19 protein-coding genes are annotated in these 23,538 nt (G+C 73.4%); 14 read left to right on the top strand and 5 right to left on the bottom strand.

The window, feature by feature from the left end:
* The first annotated feature begins 14 nt into the window (after positions 1 to 14).
* Positions 15 to 1,502: an NAD(P)H-quinone dehydrogenase gene (locus FHG10_RS16325; protein ID WP_152354418.1), complete on the top strand. Its 1,488-nt coding sequence runs from the start codon at positions 15 to 17 to the stop codon at positions 1,500 to 1,502.
* Positions 1,503 to 1,533: 31 nt separating this feature from the next.
* Here FHG10_RS16325 and FHG10_RS16320 read toward each other — a convergent pair whose 3' ends face one another.
* From FHG10_RS16320 to FHG10_RS16300, 5 genes are all read right to left on the bottom strand, one after another.
* Positions 1,534 to 3,312, bottom strand: coding sequence for an acetyl/propionyl/methylcrotonyl-CoA carboxylase subunit alpha (locus FHG10_RS16320; RefSeq protein WP_152354417.1), 1,779 nt, complete (start codon positions 3,310 to 3,312; stop codon positions 1,534 to 1,536).
* 124 nt (positions 3,313 to 3,436) lie between these two features.
* Complete coding sequence (locus FHG10_RS16315; RefSeq protein ID WP_152354416.1) at positions 3,437 to 4,084, bottom strand: Maf family protein; 648 nt, start codon at positions 4,082 to 4,084, stop codon at positions 3,437 to 3,439.
* A complete protein-coding gene (locus FHG10_RS16310; RefSeq protein ID WP_152354415.1) occupies positions 4,081 to 5,769 on the bottom strand; it encodes a DUF885 domain-containing protein in 1,689 nt (562 codons plus the stop codon). The genes FHG10_RS16315 and FHG10_RS16310 overlap by 4 nt, the downstream gene beginning before the upstream one ends.
* A gap of 48 nt (positions 5,770 to 5,817) precedes the next feature.
* Positions 5,818 to 6,123 carry a hypothetical protein gene (locus FHG10_RS16305; protein ID WP_227488330.1) on the bottom strand — a complete coding sequence of 102 codons (306 nt, stop codon included), beginning with the start codon at positions 6,121 to 6,123 and terminating at the stop codon, positions 5,818 to 5,820.
* A complete protein-coding gene (locus FHG10_RS16300) occupies positions 6,120 to 7,709 on the bottom strand; it encodes an acyl-CoA carboxylase subunit beta (RefSeq protein ID WP_152354414.1) in 1,590 nt (529 codons plus the stop codon). The genes FHG10_RS16305 and FHG10_RS16300 overlap by 4 nt, the downstream gene beginning before the upstream one ends.
* 144 nt (positions 7,710 to 7,853) lie before the next feature.
* Here FHG10_RS16300 and FHG10_RS16295 point away from each other — a divergent pair, with 144 nt between their 5' ends.
* The 13 genes from FHG10_RS16295 (at position 7,854) to FHG10_RS16235 (ending at position 23,535) form a co-directional block, all read left to right on the top strand.
* On the top strand, positions 7,854 to 8,810 hold the full coding sequence (locus FHG10_RS16295; protein WP_193636361.1) for a biotin--[acetyl-CoA-carboxylase] ligase: 957 nt from the start codon (positions 7,854 to 7,856) through the stop codon (positions 8,808 to 8,810).
* Entirely contained in the window at positions 8,807 to 10,039 is a 1,233-nt protein-coding gene (locus FHG10_RS16290; RefSeq protein WP_227488329.1) for an adenylate/guanylate cyclase domain-containing protein, read from the top strand. Before FHG10_RS16295 ends, FHG10_RS16290 begins: the two co-directional genes overlap by 4 nt.
* Before the next feature lie 64 nt (positions 10,040 to 10,103).
* On the top strand, positions 10,104 to 10,808 hold the full coding sequence (locus tag FHG10_RS16285) for a response regulator transcription factor (RefSeq protein ID WP_214651225.1): 705 nt from the start codon (positions 10,104 to 10,106) through the stop codon (positions 10,806 to 10,808).
* 3 nt (positions 10,809 to 10,811) lie between these two features.
* On the top strand, positions 10,812 to 12,236 hold the full coding sequence (locus FHG10_RS16280; RefSeq protein ID WP_152354411.1) for an ATP-binding protein: 1,425 nt from the start codon (positions 10,812 to 10,814) through the stop codon (positions 12,234 to 12,236).
* A 102-nt stretch (positions 12,237 to 12,338) separates the two neighbouring features.
* Positions 12,339 to 13,448 (top strand): 5-(carboxyamino)imidazole ribonucleotide synthase, encoded by a 1,110-nt coding sequence (locus tag FHG10_RS16275; RefSeq protein WP_264674033.1) that lies wholly within the window; start codon positions 12,339 to 12,341, stop codon positions 13,446 to 13,448.
* Complete coding sequence (gene purE / locus FHG10_RS16270; RefSeq protein ID WP_152354410.1) at positions 13,445 to 13,966, top strand: 5-(carboxyamino)imidazole ribonucleotide mutase; 522 nt, start codon at positions 13,445 to 13,447, stop codon at positions 13,964 to 13,966. Before FHG10_RS16275 ends, purE begins: the two co-directional genes overlap by 4 nt.
* Positions 13,967 to 13,993: 27 nt before the next feature.
* Positions 13,994 to 14,716: an acyltransferase gene (locus tag FHG10_RS16265; protein ID WP_152354409.1), complete on the top strand. Its 723-nt coding sequence runs from the start codon at positions 13,994 to 13,996 to the stop codon at positions 14,714 to 14,716.
* Positions 14,713 to 15,828, top strand: coding sequence for a DegT/DnrJ/EryC1/StrS family aminotransferase (locus FHG10_RS16260; RefSeq protein ID WP_152354408.1), 1,116 nt, complete (start codon positions 14,713 to 14,715; stop codon positions 15,826 to 15,828). The genes FHG10_RS16265 and FHG10_RS16260 overlap by 4 nt, the downstream gene beginning before the upstream one ends.
* Positions 15,825 to 16,844 (top strand): Gfo/Idh/MocA family protein, encoded by a 1,020-nt coding sequence (locus FHG10_RS16255; RefSeq protein ID WP_152354407.1) that lies wholly within the window; start codon positions 15,825 to 15,827, stop codon positions 16,842 to 16,844. Before FHG10_RS16260 ends, FHG10_RS16255 begins: the two co-directional genes overlap by 4 nt.
* Before the next feature lie 14 nt (positions 16,845 to 16,858).
* Positions 16,859 to 18,439 carry a glycosyltransferase gene (locus FHG10_RS16250; RefSeq protein ID WP_152354406.1) on the top strand — a complete coding sequence of 527 codons (1,581 nt, stop codon included), beginning with the start codon at positions 16,859 to 16,861 and terminating at the stop codon, positions 18,437 to 18,439.
* Positions 18,436 to 20,436, top strand: a complete 2,001-nt coding sequence (locus tag FHG10_RS16245) for a DUF6541 family protein (protein WP_152354405.1) — start codon at positions 18,436 to 18,438, stop codon at positions 20,434 to 20,436. The genes FHG10_RS16250 and FHG10_RS16245 overlap by 4 nt, the downstream gene beginning before the upstream one ends.
* Positions 20,437 to 20,527: 91 nt before the next feature.
* On the top strand, positions 20,528 to 22,411 hold the full coding sequence (locus tag FHG10_RS16240) for an ABC transporter ATP-binding protein (protein ID WP_152354404.1): 1,884 nt from the start codon (positions 20,528 to 20,530) through the stop codon (positions 22,409 to 22,411).
* A complete protein-coding gene (locus FHG10_RS16235) occupies positions 22,408 to 23,535 on the top strand; it encodes a glycosyltransferase family protein (RefSeq protein WP_152354403.1) in 1,128 nt (375 codons plus the stop codon). The genes FHG10_RS16240 and FHG10_RS16235 overlap by 4 nt, the downstream gene beginning before the upstream one ends.
* Positions 23,536 to 23,538 lie beyond the last annotated feature (3 nt).

Below are 23,538 nucleotides of genomic sequence, written 5' to 3'. Positions count from 1 at the left end.
GCCACAATGAGCAGATGGCCGATCCGAGCACTGCACTGCCCCCGGACCCCGACCGCACCGGCGCCGACGGCGACGCCGCGCCGCGGGTCGTGATCATCGGCGGAGGCCCCGGCGGGTACGAGGCGGCCCTGACGGCCGCGCGCACCGGCGCCCGGGTCACCCTCATCGAGGAGCGCGGCATCGGCGGCGCGGCGGTGCTCACCGACGTGGTCCCCTCCAAGAGCCTCGTCGCCACGGCCGACGTCCTCGACCTCGTCGGCGCCTCGGCCGGGCTCGGCATCCGCGACGCCGAGGACGCCGGGGAGCCCGTCGCCGGATCCCTCACGGTGGATCTCGCCCGCGTGAACGAGCGGCTGCGCGCCCTCGCCCGCGCCCAGTCGGAGGACATCGCGGCCTCGCTCGCAGCCGCCGGCGTCGTCGTGCACGAGGGGCGCGGACGCCTCGAGGACGCCGAGCACGCGGCGGTGCTGTCAGCGGACGGCGAAGTCGTCGAGGTGCTCCCGGCCGACGTGGTCCTGGTGTCCGTCGGCGCGCGTCCCCGCGAGCTGCCCGAGGGGCGGCCGGACGGCGAGCGGATCCTCTCCTGGACCCAGCTCTACGACCTCGACGAGCTGCCCTCGCACCTGATCGTCGTCGGCTCCGGGGTCACGGGCGCCGAGTTCGCGAGCGCCTACCGCGCGCTCGGCAGCGAGGTCACGCTGGTCTCCTCGCGCGACCAGGTGCTCCCGGGAGGCGACGAGGACGCCGCCGCCGTGCTCGAGGAGGCCTTCACCCGCCGCGGCGTCACGCTGTGCTCCCGCTCCCGCGCCGCCTCCGCGCGGCGCGAACGGGCCGACGACGACGGCGGGGAAGGAAGCGGGGAAGGAGTCGTCGTCACCCTCGAGGACGGCCGCGAGATCCGCGGCAGCCATGTGCTGATGGCCCTCGGCGCGGTCCCCGCGACCGCCGGGCTGGGGCTCGAGGAGGCGGGCGTGCGCCTGCGGCCCAGCGGCCACGTCGACACCGACCGGGTCTCCCGCACCTCCGTGCGCGGGGTCTACGCGGCGGGGGACTGCACGGGCGTCCACCCGCTCGCCTCCGTCGCCGCCATGCAGGGGCGCATCGCCATGCACCACGCGCTCGGCGAGGCGGTGGGACCGCTCATCCATCAGCAGGTGTCCTCGGCCGTGTTCACGAGCCCCGAGATCGCCATGGTCGGACTCGGCGCCCGCGAGCTCGTCGACGGGGCCGACGGCGAGGTGCACGTGCTCCCGCTCGCGACGAATCCGCGCGCGAAGATGCAGGGGCTCACGGCCGGCTTCGTGAAGCTCGTCGTGCGCCCCGGTTCGGGGACCGTGATGGGCGGGGTGGTCGTGGCCCCGCGGGCGAGCGAGCTCATCCACCCCATCACCCTCGCCGTGGCGCAGAGGATGACGGCCGACGAACTCGCCTCCGCCTTCACGGTCTACCCCTCGCTGACGGGCTCGATCGCCGAGGCGGCGCGACGGCCAGCGGGGGAGTAGCCCGCTCCACGGGCGCGAGGGGCGAGCGCTCTCAGTCCTCGATGCTGCAGAGCACGGCGCCCGCGGAGACGGTCGCGCCGACCTCCGCGTCCAGGCCCGTGATCCTGCCGGAGCGGTGCGCGGTGATGGGCTGCTCCATCTTCATGGCCTCGAGGACGAGCACGAGGTCGCCGTCGGCGACGCTCTGCCCGTTCTCGACCATGATCTTCACGATCGTGCCCTGCATCGGCGCGGTGACGGCGGCGCCGCCCGCGGAGCCGGCCTCCGCCTGGCGCTTGCCGACGCGGCGGCGCTGGCGCACGGGCTGCTGCGGGGCGCGCAGCGAGGCGGGCAGGCTGACCTCGACGCGCCTGCCGTCGACCTCGACGACCACGGACTCGCGGCCCTCGGGCTCCTCGGGCTGCGCGGGCAGCGGCGCCTGCGGGATGTCGTTGTGGAACTCGGTCTCGATCCAGCGGGTGTGGACGGAGAACGGCGTCTTCGCATCCGACGGGGCGAACGCCGGGTCGCTCACGACCTTCCGATGGAAGGGGAGCACCGTGGGCATGCCCTCGATGCGGAACTCCTCGAGCGCGCGGCGGGAGCGCTCGAGCGCCTCCTGACGGGTGGCGCCGGTGATGATGAGCTTGCCGAGCATCGAGTCGAAGGCCCCCGAGACCTCGTCGCCCTCGCGCACGCCGGAGTCCACGCGCACGCCGGGGCCCGACGGCGGGGAGAAGAGCTTGACGACGCCGGGCGAGGGCAGGAAGCCGCGGCCCGCGTCCTCGCCGTTGAGGCGGAACTCGAAGGAGTGCCCGCGCGCGATCGGATCGGTCGAGGAGATCTTCTCGCCGGAGGCGATGCGGAACTGCTCGCGCACCAGGTCCACGCCGGCGACCTCCTCGGAGACCGGGTGCTCGACCTGGAGGCGCGTGTTGACCTCGAGGAAGGAGATGGTGCCGTCCGTGCCCACGAGGAACTCGCAGGTGCCGGCGCCCACGTAGCCCGCCTCGGCCAGGATCGACTTCGAGGCGGCCACGAGCTCGGCGTTCTGCTCGCGGCTGAGGAACGGCGCGGGCGCCTCCTCGACGAGCTTCTGATGGCGGCGCTGCAGGGAGCAGTCGCGGGTCGAGACGACCTGGATGTTGCCGTGGGAATCGGCGAGGCACTGCGTCTCCACGTGCCGCGGCGCGTCGAGGTACTTCTCGACGAAGCACTCGCCGCGGCCGAAGGCGGCGATCGCCTCGCGCACCGCGGAGTCGAACAGCTCGCGGACCTCGGACTCCTCGCGGGCGACCTTGAGGCCGCGGCCGCCTCCGCCGAAGGCGGCCTTGATCGCGATCGGCAGCCCGTGCTCACGGGCGAACGCGACGACCTCGTCGCTGCCCTCGACCGGGTCCTTGGTGCCCGCGACGAGCGGTGCGCCGGCCCTCTCGGCGATATGCCGGGCGGAGACCTTGTCGCCGAGCGACTCGATGGCAGACGGGGGCGGGCCGATCCACACCAGACCCGCATCGATCACGGCCTGCGCGAACTCGGCGTTCTCCGAGAGGAAGCCGTAGCCGGGGTGGACGGCCTCGGCGCCCGAGCGCTCGGCGATGTCCAGGAGCTTGTCCACGACCAGGTACGAGTTCGCGGCGGTCTCGCCGCCCAGCGCGTATGCCTCGTCGGCCACCGTGGTGTGCAGCGCGTTGCGGTCGGGGTCCGCGTAGACGGCGATCGAGCGCAGTCCCGCGTCCCTGCAGGCCCTGGCCACACGCACCGCGATCTCCCCGCGATTGGCGATGAGCACCGATCCGAACGGGCGGTGCTGGGAGCTGCGAGATGCCATGGGGCGGGTCCTTCCGGGGGAGATGATCGGGTCGAGTCTAGTTCAGCGGACGCGCGCGTCGAATCCTCCCGCGCGGCGCGCCGCGCACCTCACTCTGCGACCGCGCGACTCTGCAGCCGCGGTCTCAGCCCTCGCGCCAGAGCTCGTGGACGCCGATGCCGATCTGGGCGAGCAGATCGCGCAGCAGCGGGAGGCTCAGGCCGACGACGGCGTGCGGATCGCCCGTCACGGAGGTGATGAAGGGCCCGCCGAGCCCGTCGATCGTGAAGCCGCCCGCGACGCCGAGCGGCTCGCCGGTCGCGACGTAGGCCTCGATCTCCTCATCGGAGAGATCGGCGAAGGAGACCTCGGCGCTCGCCGTCGCCCCGATCGTGGCGCCCGTGCCCTCGTCCTCGACGTCCCGGTCGTCCACGAGCCAGTGCCCGCTGTGGAGCACGGCGGTGCGGCCGCGCAGCTCCCGCCAGCGCTCCGTCGCCCGCTCCGGGGTGTGCGGCTTGCCGATGACCTCGCCGTCGACCTCGAGCATCGAGTCGCAGCCCAGGACGACGTACCCGCCCTCGGACGCCTCGACGACCGCGTGGGCCTTCTCCCGGGCGAGCAGCAGCACCGCCTCGGCGGGCTCGAGATCGCCCGCGGCCGCGAGCAGGGCGTCCTCGTCGAGATCGGCCGCCATCGCGTCGAACTCGATGCCCGCCCGCTCGAGCGTCGAGCGTCGGCCCTGCGAGGCGGAGGCGAGCAGGAGCAGGGGAAGGGACTCGTCGACGACGCTCATGCCAGGGCCTCCTTGAGGACGGAGAGGGGAAGGCTGCCGAGCTCGAGGGCGCGGCGGTGGAAGTCGCGCGGGTCGCCGCCCGCGGGGACGTGCTGGGCGCGCAGCTGCTCCCAGGCGCGGCGGCCGACCGCGTAGGACGGGGCCTGGCCCGGCCAGCCCGTGTAGCGGTTCAGCTCGAAGCGACGCTCGGCCTCGCTCGCGCCCCAGTTCGGCGCCATGAAGTCCCAGGCGGCATCGAAGGTCCAGGCGCCGCCGTCGGCCCCCGGCAGGCCCGTGGGCATCGGCAGCTGCAGGTGCAGGCCGATGTCCAGGACCACGCGTCCCGCGCGCATGCGCTGGGAGTCGAGCATGCCGAGGCGGTCGCCGTCGTCCTCGAGGTACCCCAGGGAGTCCATGAGCTTCTCGGCGTACAGCGCCCAGCCCTCGCCGTGCCCGGAGACCCAGCACATCAGGGCGCGCCAGCGGTTCAGGGTCGCCGCCTGGAGGGTCTGGGTGCCGACCTGCAGGTGGTGGCCGGGAACGCCCTCGTGGTAGACGGTCGTGGTCTCCGTCCAGGTGCGGAACTCGGTGTTCTCCGGCGGCACGTCCCACCACATGCGGCCGGGCCGGGTGAAGTCCTCGCTGGGGCCGGTGTAGTAGATGCCGCCCGAGCCCGTGCGGGCGATCATGCACTCCAGGTGCTGGAGCTGCTCGGGGATGTCGAAGCGGGTGCCGGTGAGCTCGCGCAGCGCGGTGTCGGACTTCTCCTGCATCCAGTCGCGCAGCGCCTCGGTGCCGTGGAGGATCCGCGCGGGATCCGCGTCGAGGGAGGCGCGGGCGGCCTCGATCGAGGATCCGCCGTCGTTGCCGTAGTGGGCGTTCAGGCGGCCCGCCACCTGCTCCTGCTCCGCGATGATCTCGTGGAGCTGGTCGATGCCCCACGCGTAGGTCTCTTCGAGGTCGACCACCTCGCCGAGGAACACGCGGGAGGCCAGCTGGTAGTGGTCGCGCCCGACGGCGTCCGCCTCCGGGGCCTGCTCGCGCAGCGACTCGAGGACATCGGCGATCCCGCGGTATCCGCGGGCTGCCTCCTGCGCGGCGGCGGCCACGTGCTCGCGCTGGGCGTCGCCGCCCTTGGCCTCGCGGGCGAAGGCGGGGAAGAAGTCCTCGGCGAAGCCGCGCGCCTGGGCGGCGCCCAGGTCCAGCTGCCGACGGGCGGAGACGACCCCCGCGGCGGCGGCCTCGCGCAGGGACTGTGCCCAGCCCTCCAGCGCGTCGGGGATCTTCGCGAGGCGCTCGGCGATCAGCTCCCAATCCTCTGCGGTCCCGGTCGACATCTGGTCGAACACGTCGCGGATCTGCAGGGTCGAGGCGAGATTGTTGACGCTCGCGACGTCGAGGCGGCGGTCCGCGAGCTCGATCTCGAGGCCCAGGCGCTCGCGCATGGCGGCACGGGTGACCGCGTCCACGGCGTCCTCGTCGGGGGTGCGCTCGATGCGCTCAAGGGTCCGACGGGCCTGGTCGGTGCGCGCGGCGATCGCCGCGGGGGAGAAGTCGGTGACCTCGGCCTCGTGCCCGGGGACTCCCAGGGAGGTCGCGAGGAACGGGTCGGAGGCGATGGAGCGCTCGACGTGCTCGTCGGCGACGGCGTCCAGAGCCGTGCGCGTGCGCTGCGAGGGGGACTGCAAGGGAGCGTCGGAGGTCATGGCGCCAGCTTAGGCGAGGAGCCCCGGCGTCTCGGCCGCACGCGCGGGTCAGCGGTCCGAGAACATCCAGGCCGACTCGGAGGGGAAGCCGCGCAGGGCATGGGAGCGCGGGAAGCTGTGCGAGGCGTCGGACCAGGCTCCCGCCGCCCCGCGGTGCTCGTCGGCCAGTGCGCGCTCGCCCGCCTCGATGCGGCTCGCGACGCTCATCGCCGAGACCGCGACCGCGATCGCGGCGAGCTCGTCGTCGGCCAGACGCCCGGCGACCAGCCGCACGTCCCCGCCGGCGACGGCGACGGCCTGGCCGCCGCGCAGATCCGGCTCTCCCGCGGCCTTGGGCGCGCTGCCCGCGCTCACAGCGGGATGTTCCCGTGCTTCTTGGTGGGCAGCGACTGGCGCTTCGTGCTCAGCATGCGCAGCGCGCGGGCGATCTGCACGCGCGTGGCAGAGGGCTCGATGACGCTGTCGATCCAGCCGCGCTCGGCGGCGGCATACGGCGTCGCGAACTCCTCCTCGTACTCCGTCTGCAGCTTCGCGCGCTCGGCCTCGACGTCGCCGCCCTCCTCCGCGACCTTCTTGAGGTTCTGGCGGTGCAGGATGTTCACGGCGCCCTGTGCGCCCATCACGGCGATCTGCGCGGTGGGCCAGGCGAGGTTCACGTCGGCCCCGAGGTCCTTCGAGCCCATGACGATGTAGGCGCCGCCGTAGGCCTTGCGGGTGATCACGGTGACCAGCGGGACGGTCGCCTCCGCGTACGCGTACAGCAGCTTCGCGCCGCGGCGGATGATGCCGCTGAACTCCTGGTCGGTGCCGGGAAGGAAGCCGGGGGTGTCCACGAAGGTCAGCACGGGGATGTTGTTCGCGTCGCACAGGCGCACGAAGCGCGCCGCCTTCTCGGAGGCGTCGATGTCCAGGGTGCCCGCGAAGTGCGAGGGCTGGTTGGCGATGATGCCGACGCTGCCGCCCTCGATGCGGCCGAAGCCCACCATGATGTTCTGCGCGAAGCTGGGCTGGACCTCGAGGAACTCCCCCTCGTCCAGCACGGTCTGCAGCACCCGCAGCATGTCGTAGGGCTGATTGGGGGAGTCCGGGATCAGCTGGTCCAGCGTCCGGTCCTCGGCGGTGGTCTGCTCGTCGAACGGAGTGGGGAACGACGGGGCGGGGCTCAGCGTGTTCGAGGGCAGGTAGCTCAGCACGTCCTTGACGTACTCGATCGCGTCGTCCTCGTCGGGCGCCATGTAGTGGGCCACGCCCGAGCGCGTCGAATGGGTGCGGGCGCCGCCGAGCTCCTCGAAGCCGACGTCCTCGCCGGTGACGGTGCGGATCACGTCGGGCCCGGTGATGAACATGTGCGAGGTCTTCTCGACCATCACGATGATGTCGGTGAGCGCCGGGGAGTAGACGGCGCCGCCCGCGGCCGGGCCCATCACCAGCGAGATCTGCGGGATCACGCCCGAGGCGCGCGTGTTGCGGCGCATGATGCCCGCGAACATCGCGAGCGAGGCGACGCCCTCCTGGATGCGCGCGCCGCCGCCGTCGAGGATGCCGATGATCGGCACGCCCGTGGACAGCGCGAGATCCTGCACCTTCTGGATCTTGCGGCCGTGGGCCTCGCCGAGCGAGCCGCCGAAGACCGTGAAGTCCTGGGAGTAGACGCACACCTGGCGGCCGTCGATCGTGCCGTAGCCGGTGACGATGCCGTCGCCGTCGGGACGGCGCCTCTCGAGTCCGAAGGCATGCGACTGATGCGTCACGAAACGATCGGTCTCGACGAACGAGCCGTCGTCCAGGAGGTCGGTGATGCGCTCGCGGGCGGTCTTCTTGCCGCGCGCATGCTGCTTCTCGACCGCGACCTCGTCAGCTGCGTGGACGACTCGGTCCTCGCGTTTCTGCAGGTCGGCGAGTCGTTCGGCCGTGTTCAGAGGCCGGGGGGCGTCGGTCACGGAACCTCCTGTGCGGACCGTCGGGGAAACACGGGGATACTACGCTACCCAGGCGCTCCGCCCCCGCATCAGGGGCGGTGCGGGCAGGTCGCGGCACCCTGGGGGCGCGCGCGATCCAGGACGAGCGGGAGGACGGGAACGGGCATGGCCAGCAGCGAGCCGACGACGCGGGGAGGGCGCGCACCCCCTCTGCATGTCCTCGCACACACGTCGTCCACTCAGGACGCCGCCCGTGATCTGCTCCGCTCCGGGGCCGAGCCCCCGTTGGCGGTCCTCACGCGCGACCAGCGCAGCGGACGCGGGCGCCTCGGGCGGTCGTGGAGCACGCCCCCGGGCGGAGGGCTGGCGCTCACGCTGGTCCGTGCGAGCAGGATCGGTCCCGCAGCACGCTCCTGGTACCCGCTGGTGACGGGCCTCGGCGCGCTCGAGGCCCTGCGCAGGGCGACCGGCGCGGGCGACGGCATCGGACTCAAGTGGCCCAACGACCTGCTCACCTCCGACGCGCGCAAGCTCGGCGGCATCCTCCTCGAGGGGGAGGGACCCGATCACGTGCTGGTGGGCATCGGGGTCAACCTCGCCGGTCCCGTCGAACTCGCCGACACGTCGGCGCTGCCCCCTGCCTGGCTCTGGGGCGAGCACGGGATCGCCCCCACGGACCCGGGGGCCGTCGCGTCCGCGCGGGACGCCGCGGCGCGCGCCCTCGCCTCGGCGATCGCCGACGGCGTCGAGCGCGAGCTCACCCTGCTGGACGCCCACGACGGGGACGCGATGGCGAGCGGCCAGCGGGAACGCTATGGTATGGCGTGCCTCACACTTGGGCGCGAGGTGTGTTTCGACGACCTCTCCGCGACGTCGGTCCCCGGTCCGCACGCACCCGGCGCGCACGTGCCGGGCGGCGGTGCGACGGCCCGGGCACTGCGCCTGGACGCCGACGGCCGGCTCGTGCTGGGCCTGCCCGAGGGCGCGGAGCGGGTCGTCTCCGCCGGCGACGTGCGGCATCTGCGCACCCTCGACGGCGACCCGCCGTCGGCGCCGCCCGGAGCGACCGTCGTGCCCTCCGCCCCAGCTTCCCCCGACGACATCCAGGAGACCCATCCGTGACCGACGAGAACCCGGACCTCGCCTCGGACCTCGAGCCCGACGCCCGCGACGCCGACCTCGACGCGGAGCCCGAGGACGCCGCGCCCGGTGAGCGCGTCCCGCACGACGCCCTCGCCGCGCTCGACGACCTCGAGGGCTCCGAGAACCTGCGCGAGGCCGAGATCTCCCCGGAGGAGATGGCAACCCTCAACCGACGGTTCCAGTCGGTGCGCCGCAGCGTGGGCGCCCTCGAGCGCGTGCTCCTGCAGGGCCCGCGCGAGCACTCGCGCCGGGACCTCGCCGAGCAGCAGGGCATCCCCGAGCGCCTGATCTCCACCTACTGGCGCTCCCTCGGCTTCGGCCCCGTCGACGAGGACACCGTGGTCTTCACCGACGAGGACGCCTTCGCGATCGGAGACCTGGTCGCCATGGTCGACGACGGCGCGATCTCCGAGCGGGCGTTCACCTCGATCTCCCGCGGGCTCGGCTACCACATGGGCCGCCTGGCCATGTGGATCACCGAGGCACTCGTCGAGGAGGCCAAGACCCGCGACGGGAAGGACGACGGCGAGGCGCGCGAGCAGATGCTCGAGACCGTCCCGCAGCTCATCGAGACCCTCGAGACCCAGGTGCTGTTCACCTTCCGCCGTCAGCTCGCCGCGTACTCCGCGCGGGCGGGCTCCGAGGTGCTGCAGGCCAGCGAGAACGGCACCCACGACGAGGTGTTCCCCCTGAACCGCGCGGTGGGCTTCGCCGACCTCGTGCAGTTCACGCGCCTCTCGCGCTCCCTCGGCGGGGCGGAGCTGGCGGATGTCGTCACCCAGTTCGAGGTCACCTGCCGCGACATCATCTCCGTGGGCGGCGGCCGCGTGGTCAAGACCGTGGGCGACGAGATCATGTTCCTGGCCGACGCGCCCGAGGACGGCGCCCAGATCGCGGTGTCGATCGCCGAGGCGATCCGCGACGATCCCGATCTGCCCTCGGCCCGCGTGGGCATGTGCTGGGGATCGATGTTCTCCCGCTACGGCGACGTCTTCGGGCCGACGGTCAACCTCTCGGCGCGCCTGGAGAGCGTCGCCGACCCGGGCGGGGTGCTCGTCGACCTCGCCACGGCCGAGGCCGTCGAGCGCGCGCTGCCCGGCGGGTTCCGGGCCTCCGAGATCCGTCCCACCGAACTCCACGGCATCGGCACGGTCGAGGCCGTCGCGCTCACCCGCGGCACCTCCGAGCCGCTGGACATGGGCCTGTGATGAGGGAGCCCGGGAGCGGGTCCGCGCTCGCGCCTCGGAGCAGGCGCACAGGTCGGGACGTAGGATGCCTCCTGTGACACGACTGCTGCTCGTCGAAGACGATTCCGCGATCGCCGAACCGCTGTCCCGCGCGCTCGACCGCGAGGGCTACACGGTCTCGCGCGCCTCGCGCGGTATGGATGCCCTCGGCATCGCCGCCGCCGGGGACCCGATCGACCTGGTCATCCTGGATCTGGGGCTCCCGGACCTCGACGGCCTCGAGGTCGCTCGGCGCCTGCGCAAGGGCGGCCTGGAATCCCCGATCCTCATCCTCACCGCCCGCGCCGACGAGGTCGACGCCGTCGTCGGCCTCGACGCCGGCGCGGACGACTACGTCACCAAGCCCTTCCGGCTGGGCGAGCTGCAGGCGCGCATCCGCGCCCTGCTGCGACGCGCCCAGACCGTCGAGGAGTCCACGAGCGCCTTCGACGTCAACGGCGTGTCCCTGGACGTCTCCGCCCGCCGCGCCTACGTCGATGGCGAGGAGCTCAGCCTCTCCGCCAAGGAGTACGACCTGCTCACGGTGCTCGTGCGCGAGGCCGGCAGCGTGGTCACCCGCGACGACCTCATGCGCGAGGTCTGGGGCGCCGAGTGGTGGGGCTCGACCAAGACCCTCGACATGCACATCTCCTGGCTCCGTCGGAAGCTGGGCGATGACGCGACCAATCCCCGCAGGATCACCACCGTCCGCGGCGTCGGCTTCCGTTTCGAGACCGGCGACGGGAGCTGACGCGTGCGCACGCGAGTGCTGCAGGCGACGGTCATCACGGTCATCCTCACGGTCCTGCTGCTGGGCATCCCGCTGGCGTACTCGTGGCTTCAGCTGACCGACCAGAACCTCACCGCGCGCGCCACCTCCATCGCCAACGAGGTCCGCACCAACGCCGAGAAGCGCATCAGCGACGACCGGCCCATCGACAGGGCGATGCTCCAGCAGATCGCCGATTCCCAGCCCGATCTGGCCGTGCACATCACGGTGACCTATGAGGGCCGCACGATCGAGGCCGGCCCGGATCCGGGCAACAGCACGAAGGTGATCTCGACGCCCGGCACCTCGGGCGTGAACGTCACCGTCACCATCACCAAGGCCGACGTGCGCGCCCACACCGCGAGCGCCGCCGTGCTCATCATCGTGGCGGGGCTGGCCGCGATCTCCATCGGCGTGTCCGTCGCCCTCTGGCAGGCCCAGCGGATCTCCGCCCCGCTCGCCCGCCTCACCCGGCGGGCCGAGGAGATGGGCTCGGGCCGCGCCCGCGGACCCTGGCGGCCCAGCGGCATCACCGAGATCGACACCGTCGCCGAGGAGCTCGCGAACTCCGGCGCCCAGCTCACCGAGCGCCTCGAGGCGGAGAGCCGACTCGCCTCCGACGCCTCGCACCAGCTGCGCACACCGCTCACCGCGCTCTCCATGCGCCTGGACGAGATCCTCGCCACGAGCTCCGAGGAGTGGGTGCGCGACGAGGCCCGGATCTCCCTCGAGCAGATCGACCGCCTCACCGAGGTCGTCCACGACCTCATCAACGCGCCCCGCTCCTCCCAGCGCCGCACCCCCGGCGTGGTCGAGCTGCGCACCGTGCTCACCCAGCAGAGCGAGGAGTGGTCCCCGGCGTACCGCGCCGCGGGCCGGGAGCTGCGCATCCAGGTGCCGCGCGCCGCCGCAGTCTGGGGGTCCACGGGACCGCTCACGCAGGTCGTCGCGACCCTCGTGGAGAACTCCCTCACCCACGGCGGGGGGCGCACCCTGGTCAAGGTGCGACGCAACGAGAAGTCCACCGTCGTCGAGATCTCCGACGAGGGGCCCGGCATCGACCCGGCGCTCGGCAAGCGCGTCTTCGAGCGCTCGGTCTCGGGGCGCACCTCCGGCACGGGCGTCGGCCTCGCCCTCGCCCGCACCCTCGTGGAGGACGACGGCGGACGCCTCGAGCTGCTCAGCGAGCAGCCTGCGACCTTCGGCGTCTTCCTCATCTCCGCTCCCGACGAGGACACCGCGGGCGAGGAGGACACGGTGCTCGGCGCCGAGTCGACCGACGAGCTGGGATCCCTCCCGCAGGGCGCGGTGCTGCCGCGCCGCCGACGGGGGAGCGGCGGGCACGGACACGGCCACCGCGCCCGTGCGTCGGCCCGGACGGCGGCGCCCGAGGACCGCAGCCGCTCCTAGGATGGGGGCGTGCTCCCCGACATCCCTGAGAACGACCCCGTCCCCACCAGCGCCCCCGCGGCGCCGCGCATCGGCGTCATCGGCGGCGGGCAGCTCGCGCGGATGATGCTGGGCCCCGCGATCGAGCTGGGGCTGCCGCTCACCGTGCTCGCCACCGACCCCGCGGAATCCGCCGCGCACGGCGCGGCCCGCGTGCGGATCGGCCGTCACGACGACGAGGACGCCGTGCGCGCGCTCGCCGCCGAGGTCGACGTCCTCACCTTCGACCACGAGCACGTGCCGCCCCGCATCCTCGAGGGCATCGAGCGCGACGGGCTCGCCGCCGTGCGGCCCGGGCCGGCCGCCCTCGTCCATGCCCAGGACAAGCTGCGCATGCGCGAGCGCCTCGGCGCGCTCGGGCACCCCTGCCCGCGCTGGTGGCGCGCCGCCTCCGCGGCCGACGTCGACGCCGCCCTCGCCGAGCTCGGCACCGCCGCCCGCGCCGTGGTGAAGACCCCGCGCGGCGGCTACGACGGCCACGGCGTGCGCGTCGTCTCCGCCGGCAGCGACGTCGCCGACTGGTTCGAGGACCACGAGGAGCTGCTCGTCGAGGAGCTCGTGCCCTTCACCCGCGAGCTCTCCGCGCAGGTTGCCCGCCGGCCGGGCGGCGAGATGCTCGCCTACCCGGTGGTGCGCTCGACGCAGAAGGACGGCGTGTGCTTCGAGGTGCTCGCCCCCGCCCCGGACCTCGATCCCGCGGACCAGGAGCGCATCCAGCACCTCGCCCTGCGGATCGCCGAGGACCTGGGCGTCACCGGCATGCTCGCCGTCGAGCTGTTCGAGACCGAGAGCGGCGAGGTGCTCGTCAACGAGCTCGCCATGCGCCCCCACAACACGGGCCACTGGTCCATGGACGGCGCCGTCACCGGCCAGTTCGAGCAGCACCTGCGGGCCGTCGCCGATCTCCCGCTCGGCGCGAGCACGCCCCGCGCCCCGCACGCGGTGATGGTGAACCTGCTGGGCGGGGCCCGCGAGGACCTCGCCGCGGGCGCCCGCGAGGCGATGGAGCGGGACCCCGACCTCAAGGTCCACCTCTACGGCAAGACCGTGCGGCCCGGCCGCAAGGTGGGCCACGTGACCCTCGCCGGGAGCGATCCCGCGGACCTGCTCGAGCGCGCCCACCGCGCCGAGCGACTGATCATCGACGCCGTGCACGAGGAGCAGAACGCATGACCATCCCCCAGCCCGCCCCCCGTGTCGCGATCGTGATGGGCTCGGACTCCGACTGGCCCACGCTCGGCCCCGCCCGCGACGCCCTCGCCGAGTTCGGTCTGGAGGCGCACGTGGACGTGGTCTCCGCGCACCGCATGCCCGAGGACATGGTCGAGTTCGGGCGCACCGCGGCGGACCGCGGCCTGCGCGTGATCATCGCGGGCGCCGGCGGCGCCGCCCACCTGCCCGGCATGCTCGCCGCCCTCACCCCGCTGCCCGTGATCGGCGTGCCCGTGCCGCTCGCGCACCTGGACGGCATGGACTCCCTGCTCTCGATCGTGCAGATGCCCGCCGGCGTGCCCGTCGCGACCATGTCGATCGGCGGCGCCCGCAACGCCGGGCTGCTCGCCGCCCGCATCCTCGGGGCGGCCGACGACGCCGAGGGAGAGCGCGTGCGCGAGCGCATGCGCGAGTTCCAGGGCGAGCTGCGCGACCTTGCGCACGCCAAGGGCGAGTCGCTGCGCTCGTCCCTGTCCTGACAGGCGCCCTCCGATATCTTCGGGGGTATGAACGAGACCTCCGAGTCGTCCAGCGGGTCGCCCGACGGACCCGCCGACCGTCCGGCCGCCTCGCGCGAGGGCGTGCGCGTCGTCGATTCCGCCGACGTCGCCGAGACCGCCCGCATCGGCGAGGGCAGCGCGATCTGGCACCTCGCCCAGGTGCGCGAGGACGCCCGGCTGGGACGCGACTGCATCGTGGGCCGCGGCGCCTACATCGGCACCGGCGTGCGCATGGGCGACGGCTGCAAGGTGCAGAACTACGCGCTCGTCTACGAGCCCGCTGCGCTCGCCGAAGGGGTCTTCGTGGGCCCCGCGGCGGTCTTCACCAACGATCATCGGCCGCGCGCGGTCAACCCCGACCTCTCCCCGAAGTCCGCTGCGGACTGGGAGCCGGTGGGCGTCACCTGCGAGGCGGGCGCCTCGATCGGCGCCCGTGCCGTCTGCGTCGCCCCCGTCACGATCGGCGCCTGGTCGATGGTGGCCGCGGGATCGACCGTCACCCGCGACGTCGTGCCCCACGCCCTGGTCGCTGGGGCCCCCGCCCGCCGCATCGCCTGGGTGGGCCGCTCGGGGGAGAAGCTCGAGCCGGCCTCCGACGGGACCGACGCCTGGGTGTGCCCGACGACGGGCGAGTGGTACGTGGCCGACGAGACGACGGGCGGGCTCACCCTCGCCGCCGACGCCGGGGCCGAGAAGCAGGACGAGACGACGGACGGAGAGCACGCATGAGCGAGCAGATGATCCCCGCCGCCCGCCCCCTCATCGGGGACGAGGAGCGCGAGGCCGTGGACCGGGTGCTGAAGAGCGGCATGGTCGCGCAGGGGCCCGAGGTGGCGGCCTTCGAGGAGGAGTTCGCCGCCGAGCTCGCCGCTTCCCGCCCCACGGTCGCCGTGAACTCCGGCACCTCCGGGCAGCATCTGGGCATGCTCGCCCTGGGCCTCGGCCCGGGCGACGAGGTCATCGTGCCCTCCTTCACCTTCGCCGCGACCGCGAACTCCGTCGCCGTGACCGGCGCGACCCCCGTCTTCGTCGACATCGACCTGGACACCTTCTGCATCGACCCCTCCGCGATCGAGGGCGCGATCACCGAGCGCACCGTGGGCATCCAGCCCGTGCACCTCTACGGCCACCCCGCCGAGATCGACACGATCGTCGAGATCGCCGGCCGCCACGGCCTCTGGGTCGCCGAGGACGCGGCCCAGGCGCACGGCGCCACCTGGAAGGGCGGACAGGTCGGCACCTTCGGCCGCTTCGGCATGTTCTCCCTGTACCCCACGAAGAACATGACCAGCGGCGAGGGCGGCATGGTCGCCTGCGAGGACGAGGAGCTCGCCCGTGCCGTGCGCCTGCTGCGCAACCAGGGCATGGAGGTCCAGTACGCCAACGAGGTCGCCGGCTTCAACAACCGCATGACCGACCTTCACGCGGCCATCGGCCGTGTCCAACTCACCAGGCTCGCCGGGTGGACCGCGCAGCGCCGGGCGAACGCCGCCGCCCTCGACGAGGGTCTCGCGGGCGTCGCCGGGGTCGTCGCGCCCGTCGTGCGCGAGGGTGCCGAGCACGTCTACCACCAGTACACGATCCGCCTCGAGGGCGCGAGCGCCGCCGAGCGCGACGCCTTCGCGACCGCCCTGCGCGAGGAGCACCGGGTGGGCTGCGGCGTCTACTACCCGACGCCCGTGCACCGCCTGCCCTCCTTCGGCCTCGACCTCGACCTCCCGGTCACCGAGCGGGCCGCCCGCGAGGTGCTGTCCCTGCCCGTCCACCCGAGCCTCACCGAGAACGACCTCGAGCGCATCGTCGCCGCGGTCGCCGCCGTCGCCGCCGGGGGTGCCGCATGAGCACGGAGAATCGTCGGCCCCTGCGCGCCGGGCTCATCGGCCTGGGCATGATGGGACGCCACCACGCCCGCAACCTGCGCGCCCTCGAGGGCGTCGAGCTCGTCGCCGTCGCCGATCCGCAGGGCGACCCGCACGGCGCGGCCCCCGGCTACGACGTGCTGCCCGACGCGCGCGCCCTGGTCGACGCGGGCATCGACTACGCCGTCATCGCCGTGCCCACCCAGTTCCACCGCGACGTGGCCCTCACCTTCGCCGAGGCGGGCGTGCACTGCCTCGTCGAGAAGCCGCTGGCCTTCGACGTCGCCGAGGCCGAGGAGATCGCCGCCGCCTACGAGCAGGCGGGCCTCGTCGGAGCCGTCGGCTACATCGAGCGCTTCAACCCGGCCCTGCAGGAGATGCGCCGGCGCCTGGCCGACGGCCAGCTCGGGGAGATCTTCCAGATCTCCACCCGCCGCCAGGGCGGCTTCCCCGCCCGCATCTCCGACGTGGGCGTCGTGAAGGACCTCGCCACGCACGACCTCGACCTCACCGCCTGGGTCGCCGGCAGCGATTTCGCGCAGGTCGCAGCGTTCTCCACGCGCCGCTCCGGCCGCGAGGACGAGGACATGGTCTCGGTCTCCGGTCAGCTCGCCAGCGGCACCATCACCAGCCACCTGGTCAACTGGCTCTCCCCCTTCAAGGAGCGCGTGACCGTGGTGACCGGCGAGAACGGGGCCCTGGTCGCGGACACCGTCAACGCCGACCTCACCTTCCACGCCAACGGCGAGAGCGCCACGAACCTCTGGGACTCCATGGCCTCCTTCCGCGGGGTCAGCGAGGGCGATATGGTCCGCTACTCCCTGCGCCGCACCGAGCCGCTGCGCACCGAGCACGAGGCCTTCCGCGACGCCGTCGCCGGCGACCCCTCGAACATCGTCACCATGCGCGAGGGCCTGCAGACCGTGCGCGCCGTCGAGGCCGTGCTGCGCTCGGCCCGCGAGGGCCGGATCGTCCGCCCCGACGACGTCGCCCCGTGAGAGCGGGGGAGGGCATGAGCGCTCAGCGCACGGCGTCCCCGACGACGCTGCAGTCCGGCCTCGCGAGGCTGCGGCGCCGCGCCCTGGGCGCGGGCATCCGGGCCGCCTCGGTGCTCCCCGGCGGCGTCGGCGCGCGGGCGCGCTACCTGCGCCTGACCCGGCGCATGGACCGCGGTGAGGTCCCCGACGCCTGGCGCGAGGAGATGCTCGCCCAGCTGCGGAGGGCCGACGCGCTGCTCGCGCGCGGCGACGACGACGGCGCCGTCGAGTGGTTCGACAAGGCCCTGCGCGTGGCCTACCACGCCTCCCTCCACTACGGCCTCGCGGACTCGCCGCTGATCACCGATCCGCAGCGGTTCCTCGCACCCGTGCGGCCCAGCGCGGTGGGTCGCCTCCTGCTCTCCCCGCCCGCGCACGACGAGGGGCCCTCCCGCCCCGACCCCCGGGACCTCGCGGCCTCGCGGGGAGCGCACGGTGCGGAGGAGACCGCCCCCGTGCGCCTGCTCGTGATCGCCCAGCGCAACTGGACCTTCGTGAACCCCGTCATCGACGCCCTCGAGGAGGACGGCTTCGAGGTGCGGCGCTTCGAGGTCGACGACCTCCCGCCCGCCGAGCGGCCCACCCGTGAGCGCGTGCTGCGCGCACGCATGGAGCTCGCCCGCACGGGCCGGCGCCTGCCCACGCCCGCGGCCCTGGCCGAGCCGTTCGACTGGGCCGACGTGGTGCTCGTGGAATGGGGCCACCACGTGCTCACCTGGGTCTCCCTGCTCGCGGACATGCCGCGCCTCACCGCCGCGCGCATCCACCGCTTCGAGGCCTACACGCCCTTCCCGCTGCTGACGGTCTTCGACGTCGTCGACCGGGTGCTGTTCGTCTCCCCGCACGTGCGCACCCTCATCCAGCACCTCACGCCGAACCTCGAGCGCGCAGGCGAGATCATCGGCGTCGACAACTTCCTCGCCTACGGACTGGGCCCGGAGCCGCGCGGGGACCGGGACCCGCATCTGCTCGCCCAGGTGGGATGGCTGCGTCCTGTCAAGGACGTGCTGTTCACCCTGGACCTGCTGGAGCGCGTGCGCGCCGAGGACCCGCGCCATCGCCTGCAGCTGATCGGTCCCGGGCTGCCCGAGGACCCCGCGCAGGACACCGCGTTCCAGGCGAGCGTGCGCCGACGGATCGCGCAGTTCCCCACGGGCGCCGTGCAGGTGCTGGGCGCCCGCTCGGACGTGCCCGATCTGCTCGCGATGGCCGGCTGGATCATCTCCTCCTCGCTGCACGAGGGCGTCCACGAGGCCGTCATGGAGGGCATCGCCGCCGGCTGCGTCCCGCTCATCAGGAACTGGCCCGACGCCCGCCCCTTCGGCGGCGCCGGGGTGATCTATCCCGACCGCTGGGTGGTCGAGGACCTCGAGGAGGCCGTGGATCGCGTGCTGCGCATCGAGCGCGAGGGCGCTCTCGCCGACGTCTCCGCCGAGGCGCGGGCGTGGGTCGTCGAGCGCCGGACCGCCGCGACCGTGACCCGCCGGTATGCCCAGGCGCTCTCCCCGCAGGAGCCGCCGGCCGGCGAGGAGCCGACCGGATCGACGCCCCGATGACCTGGGGCTGGCTCGTCCCCGTGGTGGGGGCGTGGGCGCTGCTGTGCGCCCCCGGCGCGCTGCTGCTCATCGCGGGCGGGGCCCGCATCGGGTGGCGCTGGGGAGCCGCCCCCGCGATCACCGTGCTGCTCGCGGTGGTCCTCGGCGCCCTCGACCACCTGCTCGGCCTCCCGTGGACGCCGGGCACCGCCGGCGTGCAGCTGCTCGTGGTGCTCGTCCTCGTGCTCGGTGCGCGCCTGCTGATCATCGGGCGGGCGCGGGCGCGGGGGCGTGACCGAGGGGCCGACGAGGGAGGCGCCGAACCGTCGTGCCGGCGCCGGCGCCGGCGCCCGCGGACGCTGGTCCTCGCCCTCGCCCCGGGAGCGGTCTCCCTCGCCCTGGGCCTGCTGATGGCCGGCTCCGCCGCCCGCCACATGGGCGGCATCGACACCCTCAACGGCAGCTACGACGCGTCCTTCCACATCGCCGCGATCGCCTTCGTGCGCGCGGACCGCGACGCCTTCCTGTTCACCGCCCTGCAGGGCATCTACCACGAGACCACGTTCTATCCCGCCGGCTGGGACGTGCTGGCCGCCCTGCTCCCCGGCGACGCGATCACCGCAGCCAACGCCATGGCCCTCGCGATGGTCGCCGCGATCCCGGGGGCCCTCGGCGCCATGGTCGCGCTGCTCCAGGGCGGCAGGGGCACGCTGCGCGAGGTCCGGGCGCTGCCGCTGCTGGCCGCGCTGTGCGCCCCGATGTTCCTGTCCCTGCCGGTGACGATTCTGGTGATGGGACTGTGGCCCTCGGCCCTGGGGTCGCTGTGCCTGCCGCCCGCACTCGGCGCCCTCTGGGCGATCCACCGCGCCGTGCGCAGCGGTGAGCGCCGCGCCGCCGAGCTCTGGCCCTGCGCCCTGCTCCTCGTCGGGGCGGTCGCGGCCCATCCCTCGACGCTCTTCTCGCTCGCCGTCGCCCTCCTCGCGGGGATCCTCGCCCAGGGCGTCCTCGACGCGGCGCGCGCCCGCACCCGTCGCCGCGGGATCCTCGAGCTCGCGGCGATCGCGATCGTGCTCCTGGCCTACGGGATCACCTCGCACCTGCTGCTCGCCTCGATGGACCTCACCACCGCCCGCCCGTGGCCGTGGACGGCATTCCTCGCCTCCCTGGTCACCGACCGGCCCCGCGTCTCCGCGCTCGGCAGCCTCCAATGGCCGATCCTCGCCGTGTGGGCCCTGGCGCTGCTCGGCGCGATGCAGGCGGTGCGCGAACGCCGACGTCTGGGCGCCACGGTCATCGTGCTGCTGGCCCTCGCGCTCGGCCTGAGCATCCTCACGAACCTCGACTCCATCTGGGCGCGCACGTGGGTCAATCCCTGGTACGGAGCGCGCGAGCGCATCGCCCCGCTGCTCATGTGCGCCCTCGTCGCCCTCGCGGGCATCGGGGTCGACGCGCTGTGGACGCGGGACACGGACGCCGCGGGGGAGGGCCGTCGGTCCCCGCGCGGGACGTCGGCCCTCGCGGTCCTCGCGCTCGTCGCCCTCGTGGCGGCCGTGCTGCCCGGGCGCCTGCCCTTCGCCGGCTCCCTCGCCTACACCGACTACGGCGTCCAGATCGCCTCCTACGCGACACCCGAGGAGCGCGACTTCATCGAGCGCACGGCCGCCGCGCTGCCCGAGGACGCCGTGGTGATCGGCAACCCGCGCGACGGCGAGGGCCTGTACTGGTCGATGGGCGGCGTCGAGACCGTGTTCCCCACCCTCGCCGAGCCGCAGTCGCTGGACTCGCGCCGCGTCGCCCGCTACGCCTACAAGGCCGACCGCGATCCGAAGGTGTGCACCTCTGTGCACAAGGTCGGCCCCACCCACCTCTATGTCGACACCTCCGCGGAGTCCGGCGAGGAGATCGCCCCCGAGCAGTCCGTGCTGTGGGAGGGCCTCGCGAAGATCCCGCGCTCCAAGCTGCGCCTCGTGGACCGCGAGGGGCCCTACGCCCTCTACGAGATCGAGCCCCTGTGCTGACGCCCGGCGCAGCATTCTCACGGTGCCCGCACGGTAGCGTGAGCGCACCCGGCGCGGTCCGCCCGCCCGTCCCCCGCGAAGGAAGGCCCCTGTGAAGCGCACCGTCCAGACCGTGCTGCGCACGCTGTCCGTGCTCCCGCGCGAGTCCCGGAGGTTCCTGTCGACCTTCGCGATCATCATGAGCCTGCTCGCGCTGCTCGACGTCGTCGCCCTCGGCGCCATGGCCATCGCCCTCCAGGCCCTCCTGGGCGGCAAGGAGGTCGTGGTCATCCCCGTGGTCGGCTGGCGCTTCGAGGGCTTCGGGCAGGTCGTCTGGCTGGTCGCCGTGTTCGTCGTGCTCACGATCATCAAGAGCGTCCTGAACCTGCTGACGATCCGCGAGGCCACCAAGCGCTTCGCCAAGCACGAGGTCGCCATCGGCCAGATGCTCTTCCGCTCCTACATGGCCTCCCCGTGGGTGGACCGCACCTCCCGCTCGAGCCAGGAGATCATCCGCATGGTCGACTCGGGCGTCGCGGCCGTCGTCGCGAACGTCCTCATGCCCTCGATGACCGTGGTCAGCGAGTTCGCGACGATCTCCGTGATCACGGTGGGCCTGTTCGTCATGGACTGGAAGCTCGCGCTCGCGACCACGATCTACCTGGGGCTCGTCGCCCTCGTCATGTCGCGCGTGATCTCGCCGCTCGCCGTGAGGAACGGCGCCGTGAACCGCGACAACTCGATCCGCGTGGTCCGCCTGCTCGGCGAGGTGCTCTCCGCGCTCAAGGAGATCACCCTCAAGGGCAACGAGAAGGAGGTCGAAGGCATCGTCGCCGACCGCCGTGACCTGGCCTCCGAGACCCGCGCCTTCGCCCAGTACTACAACCAGATGCCGCGCTTCGTGCTCGAGGCCGGGCTGGTGGGCGGCTTCGTCGTCGTCGGCGGCGTCGGCTACCTCTCCGGCGGGCCGACGGGCGCGCTGTCCTCGGTCGCCCTGTTCGGCGTCGCGGGCTTCCGCCTGGTGCCCTCGCTGACGCGCTTCCAGTCCACGCAGAACCGGATCCTCACCAACGCGGCGTTCTCCGACTACATCATCGATGACATCGAGCAGGCGCGGGAGAACGTCTCCCGCACGGAGCGGCCGGACTCCGCGCAGCTCGCGCCCGGCCACCGCGACATCGTCCTCGAGGACGTCAGCTTCGTGTACCCCAGCCGCGAGGAGCCCGCCGTGTGCGGCGTGTCCCTGCGGATCCCCGCCGGCTCCTCGGCCGCCTTCGTCGGCACCTCGGGGGCCGGCAAGTCCACGATGGTCGACCTGCTGCTGGGACTGATCACCCCCACCGGCGGTCGGATCCTCGTGGGAGGGCAGGACATCACGACCGTCATGCGCCAGTGGCGCGCCCAGGTCGGGTACGTGCCCCAGGAGGTCGCCCTGTTCGATGTGAGCGTCGCCGAGAACGTTGCCCTGACCTGGGATCCCGCGGACGTGGACGAGGGCCGCGTCCACGAGGCCCTCTCCCGCGCACAGCTTCTGGCGACCATCGAGGAGCGGCCCGGCGGCATCCACGGCACCGTGGGGGAGCGCGGCACCACGCTCTCCGGCGGGCAGCGACAGCGCCTCGGCATCGCGCGCGGCCTGTATGCAGGACCCCAGGTGCTCGTGCTCGACGAGGCCACGAGCGCCCTGGACACGTCCACGGAGGCCGCCGTCACCGCGGGCATCCGCGACCTCGGCGAGGAGGTCACCACGATCACGATCGCCCACCGCCTGGCCACCATCCAGCACTGCGACGTCGTCTTCTACATGCAGGAGGGCGAGGTGCTCGCCCAGGGCACATTCGACGAGGTCGTGGGCGCCGTCCCCGCCTTCGCCGAGCAGGCCGCGCTCGCCGGCCTCGTGCGCGGCGGGGTGCAGGAGAAGGTCGCCCGGGACGTCGAGGACGGCCTCGACGACGGCGCCGGCGACGCGAGCGCGCGGGAGGGGAGCGCCCGATGAGCCCGAGCCTCATGATCCTCTCCTTCTCGCGCCTGGTGAGCGACCCGCGCGTGCAGCGGCAGATCGCCCTGTTCGCACCGCGCTGCGACGTCACCACCGTCGGCTTCGGGCCGAGCCCGCACCCCGACGTCGCCCACGTCGAGATCCCCGAGGACACGCGGGCCTGGCCCGACTCCAAGCAGCACCTGCTCACGCGACGCTTCCGCGGCGCCTACTGGGACATGAGCGCGGTGCGCGCCGCCCACGACCTGCTCGAGGGCCGACGGGGCACGATGGACGCGGTCCTGGCCAACGACACGAACACCCTGCCGCTCGCCCTCTGGCTCGCACCGAGGCGCGGGGTCCACGCCGACCTGCACGAGTACGCGCCCCGCGAGAAGGAGCACCAGCGCAGCTGGCGCTGGTTCGTCGCGCCCTACCAGCGCTGGCTGTGCCGCACGTGCCTGCCGCGCGTCGCCTCGGTGACGACGGTCTCACCCGGTCTCGCCCGCGAGTACGCGCAGCGCTTCGGGATCGAGGTCGAGGTCGTCACCAACGCCTCCGCCCTCCGGGACCTGCCGGTGCGGCCGACGCAGGAGCCGATCCGCCTGCTGCACACGGGTGTGGCCCGCGCGAACCGCCACCTCGAGTCGATGATCGAGGCGATGCGGGGCCTCGAGGGCCGCGCGACGCTCGACCTCATGCTGATGCCCAGCGAGCCCGGGTACATCGAGCGCCTCGCGCAGCTCGCCGAGGAGATCCCCGGCGTGGAGCTGCGCGATCCGGTGCCCTTCGCGCAGCTCGTGGACACGGTCGCCGAGTACGACGTCTCCCTCGTCGTCTTCCCCAGCACCACCTTCAACCTCGAGCACTCCTTGCCCAACAAGCTCTTCGAGGCCGTGCAGGGTCGGACCGGCGTGATCGTCGGCCCTTCTCCGGACATGGCGGGCCTCGTGCGCGCGCACGGCCTCGGCGCTGTGCTCCCGGCGGCCGACGACGCGGCGATGCACGCGGAGATCGCGGGCCTGACACCGGAGACGGTCGACGCCTGGAAGCGCGCGAGCGACGCTGCGGCGGTCGAGCTCAGCGCCGAGCAGCAGGTGCGGACGTGGGAGAAGGCGATCGCGGCCATCGTGGGGGAGTGAGGA

It is taken from the genome of Brachybacterium subflavum (assembly GCF_009299795.1).
Taxonomy (GTDB): Bacteria; Actinomycetota; Actinomycetes; order Actinomycetales; family Dermabacteraceae; genus Brachybacterium; species Brachybacterium subflavum.
Note: the sequence above shows the minus strand (reverse complement) of the source record. Positions and strands in the feature narration are given on the sequence as shown.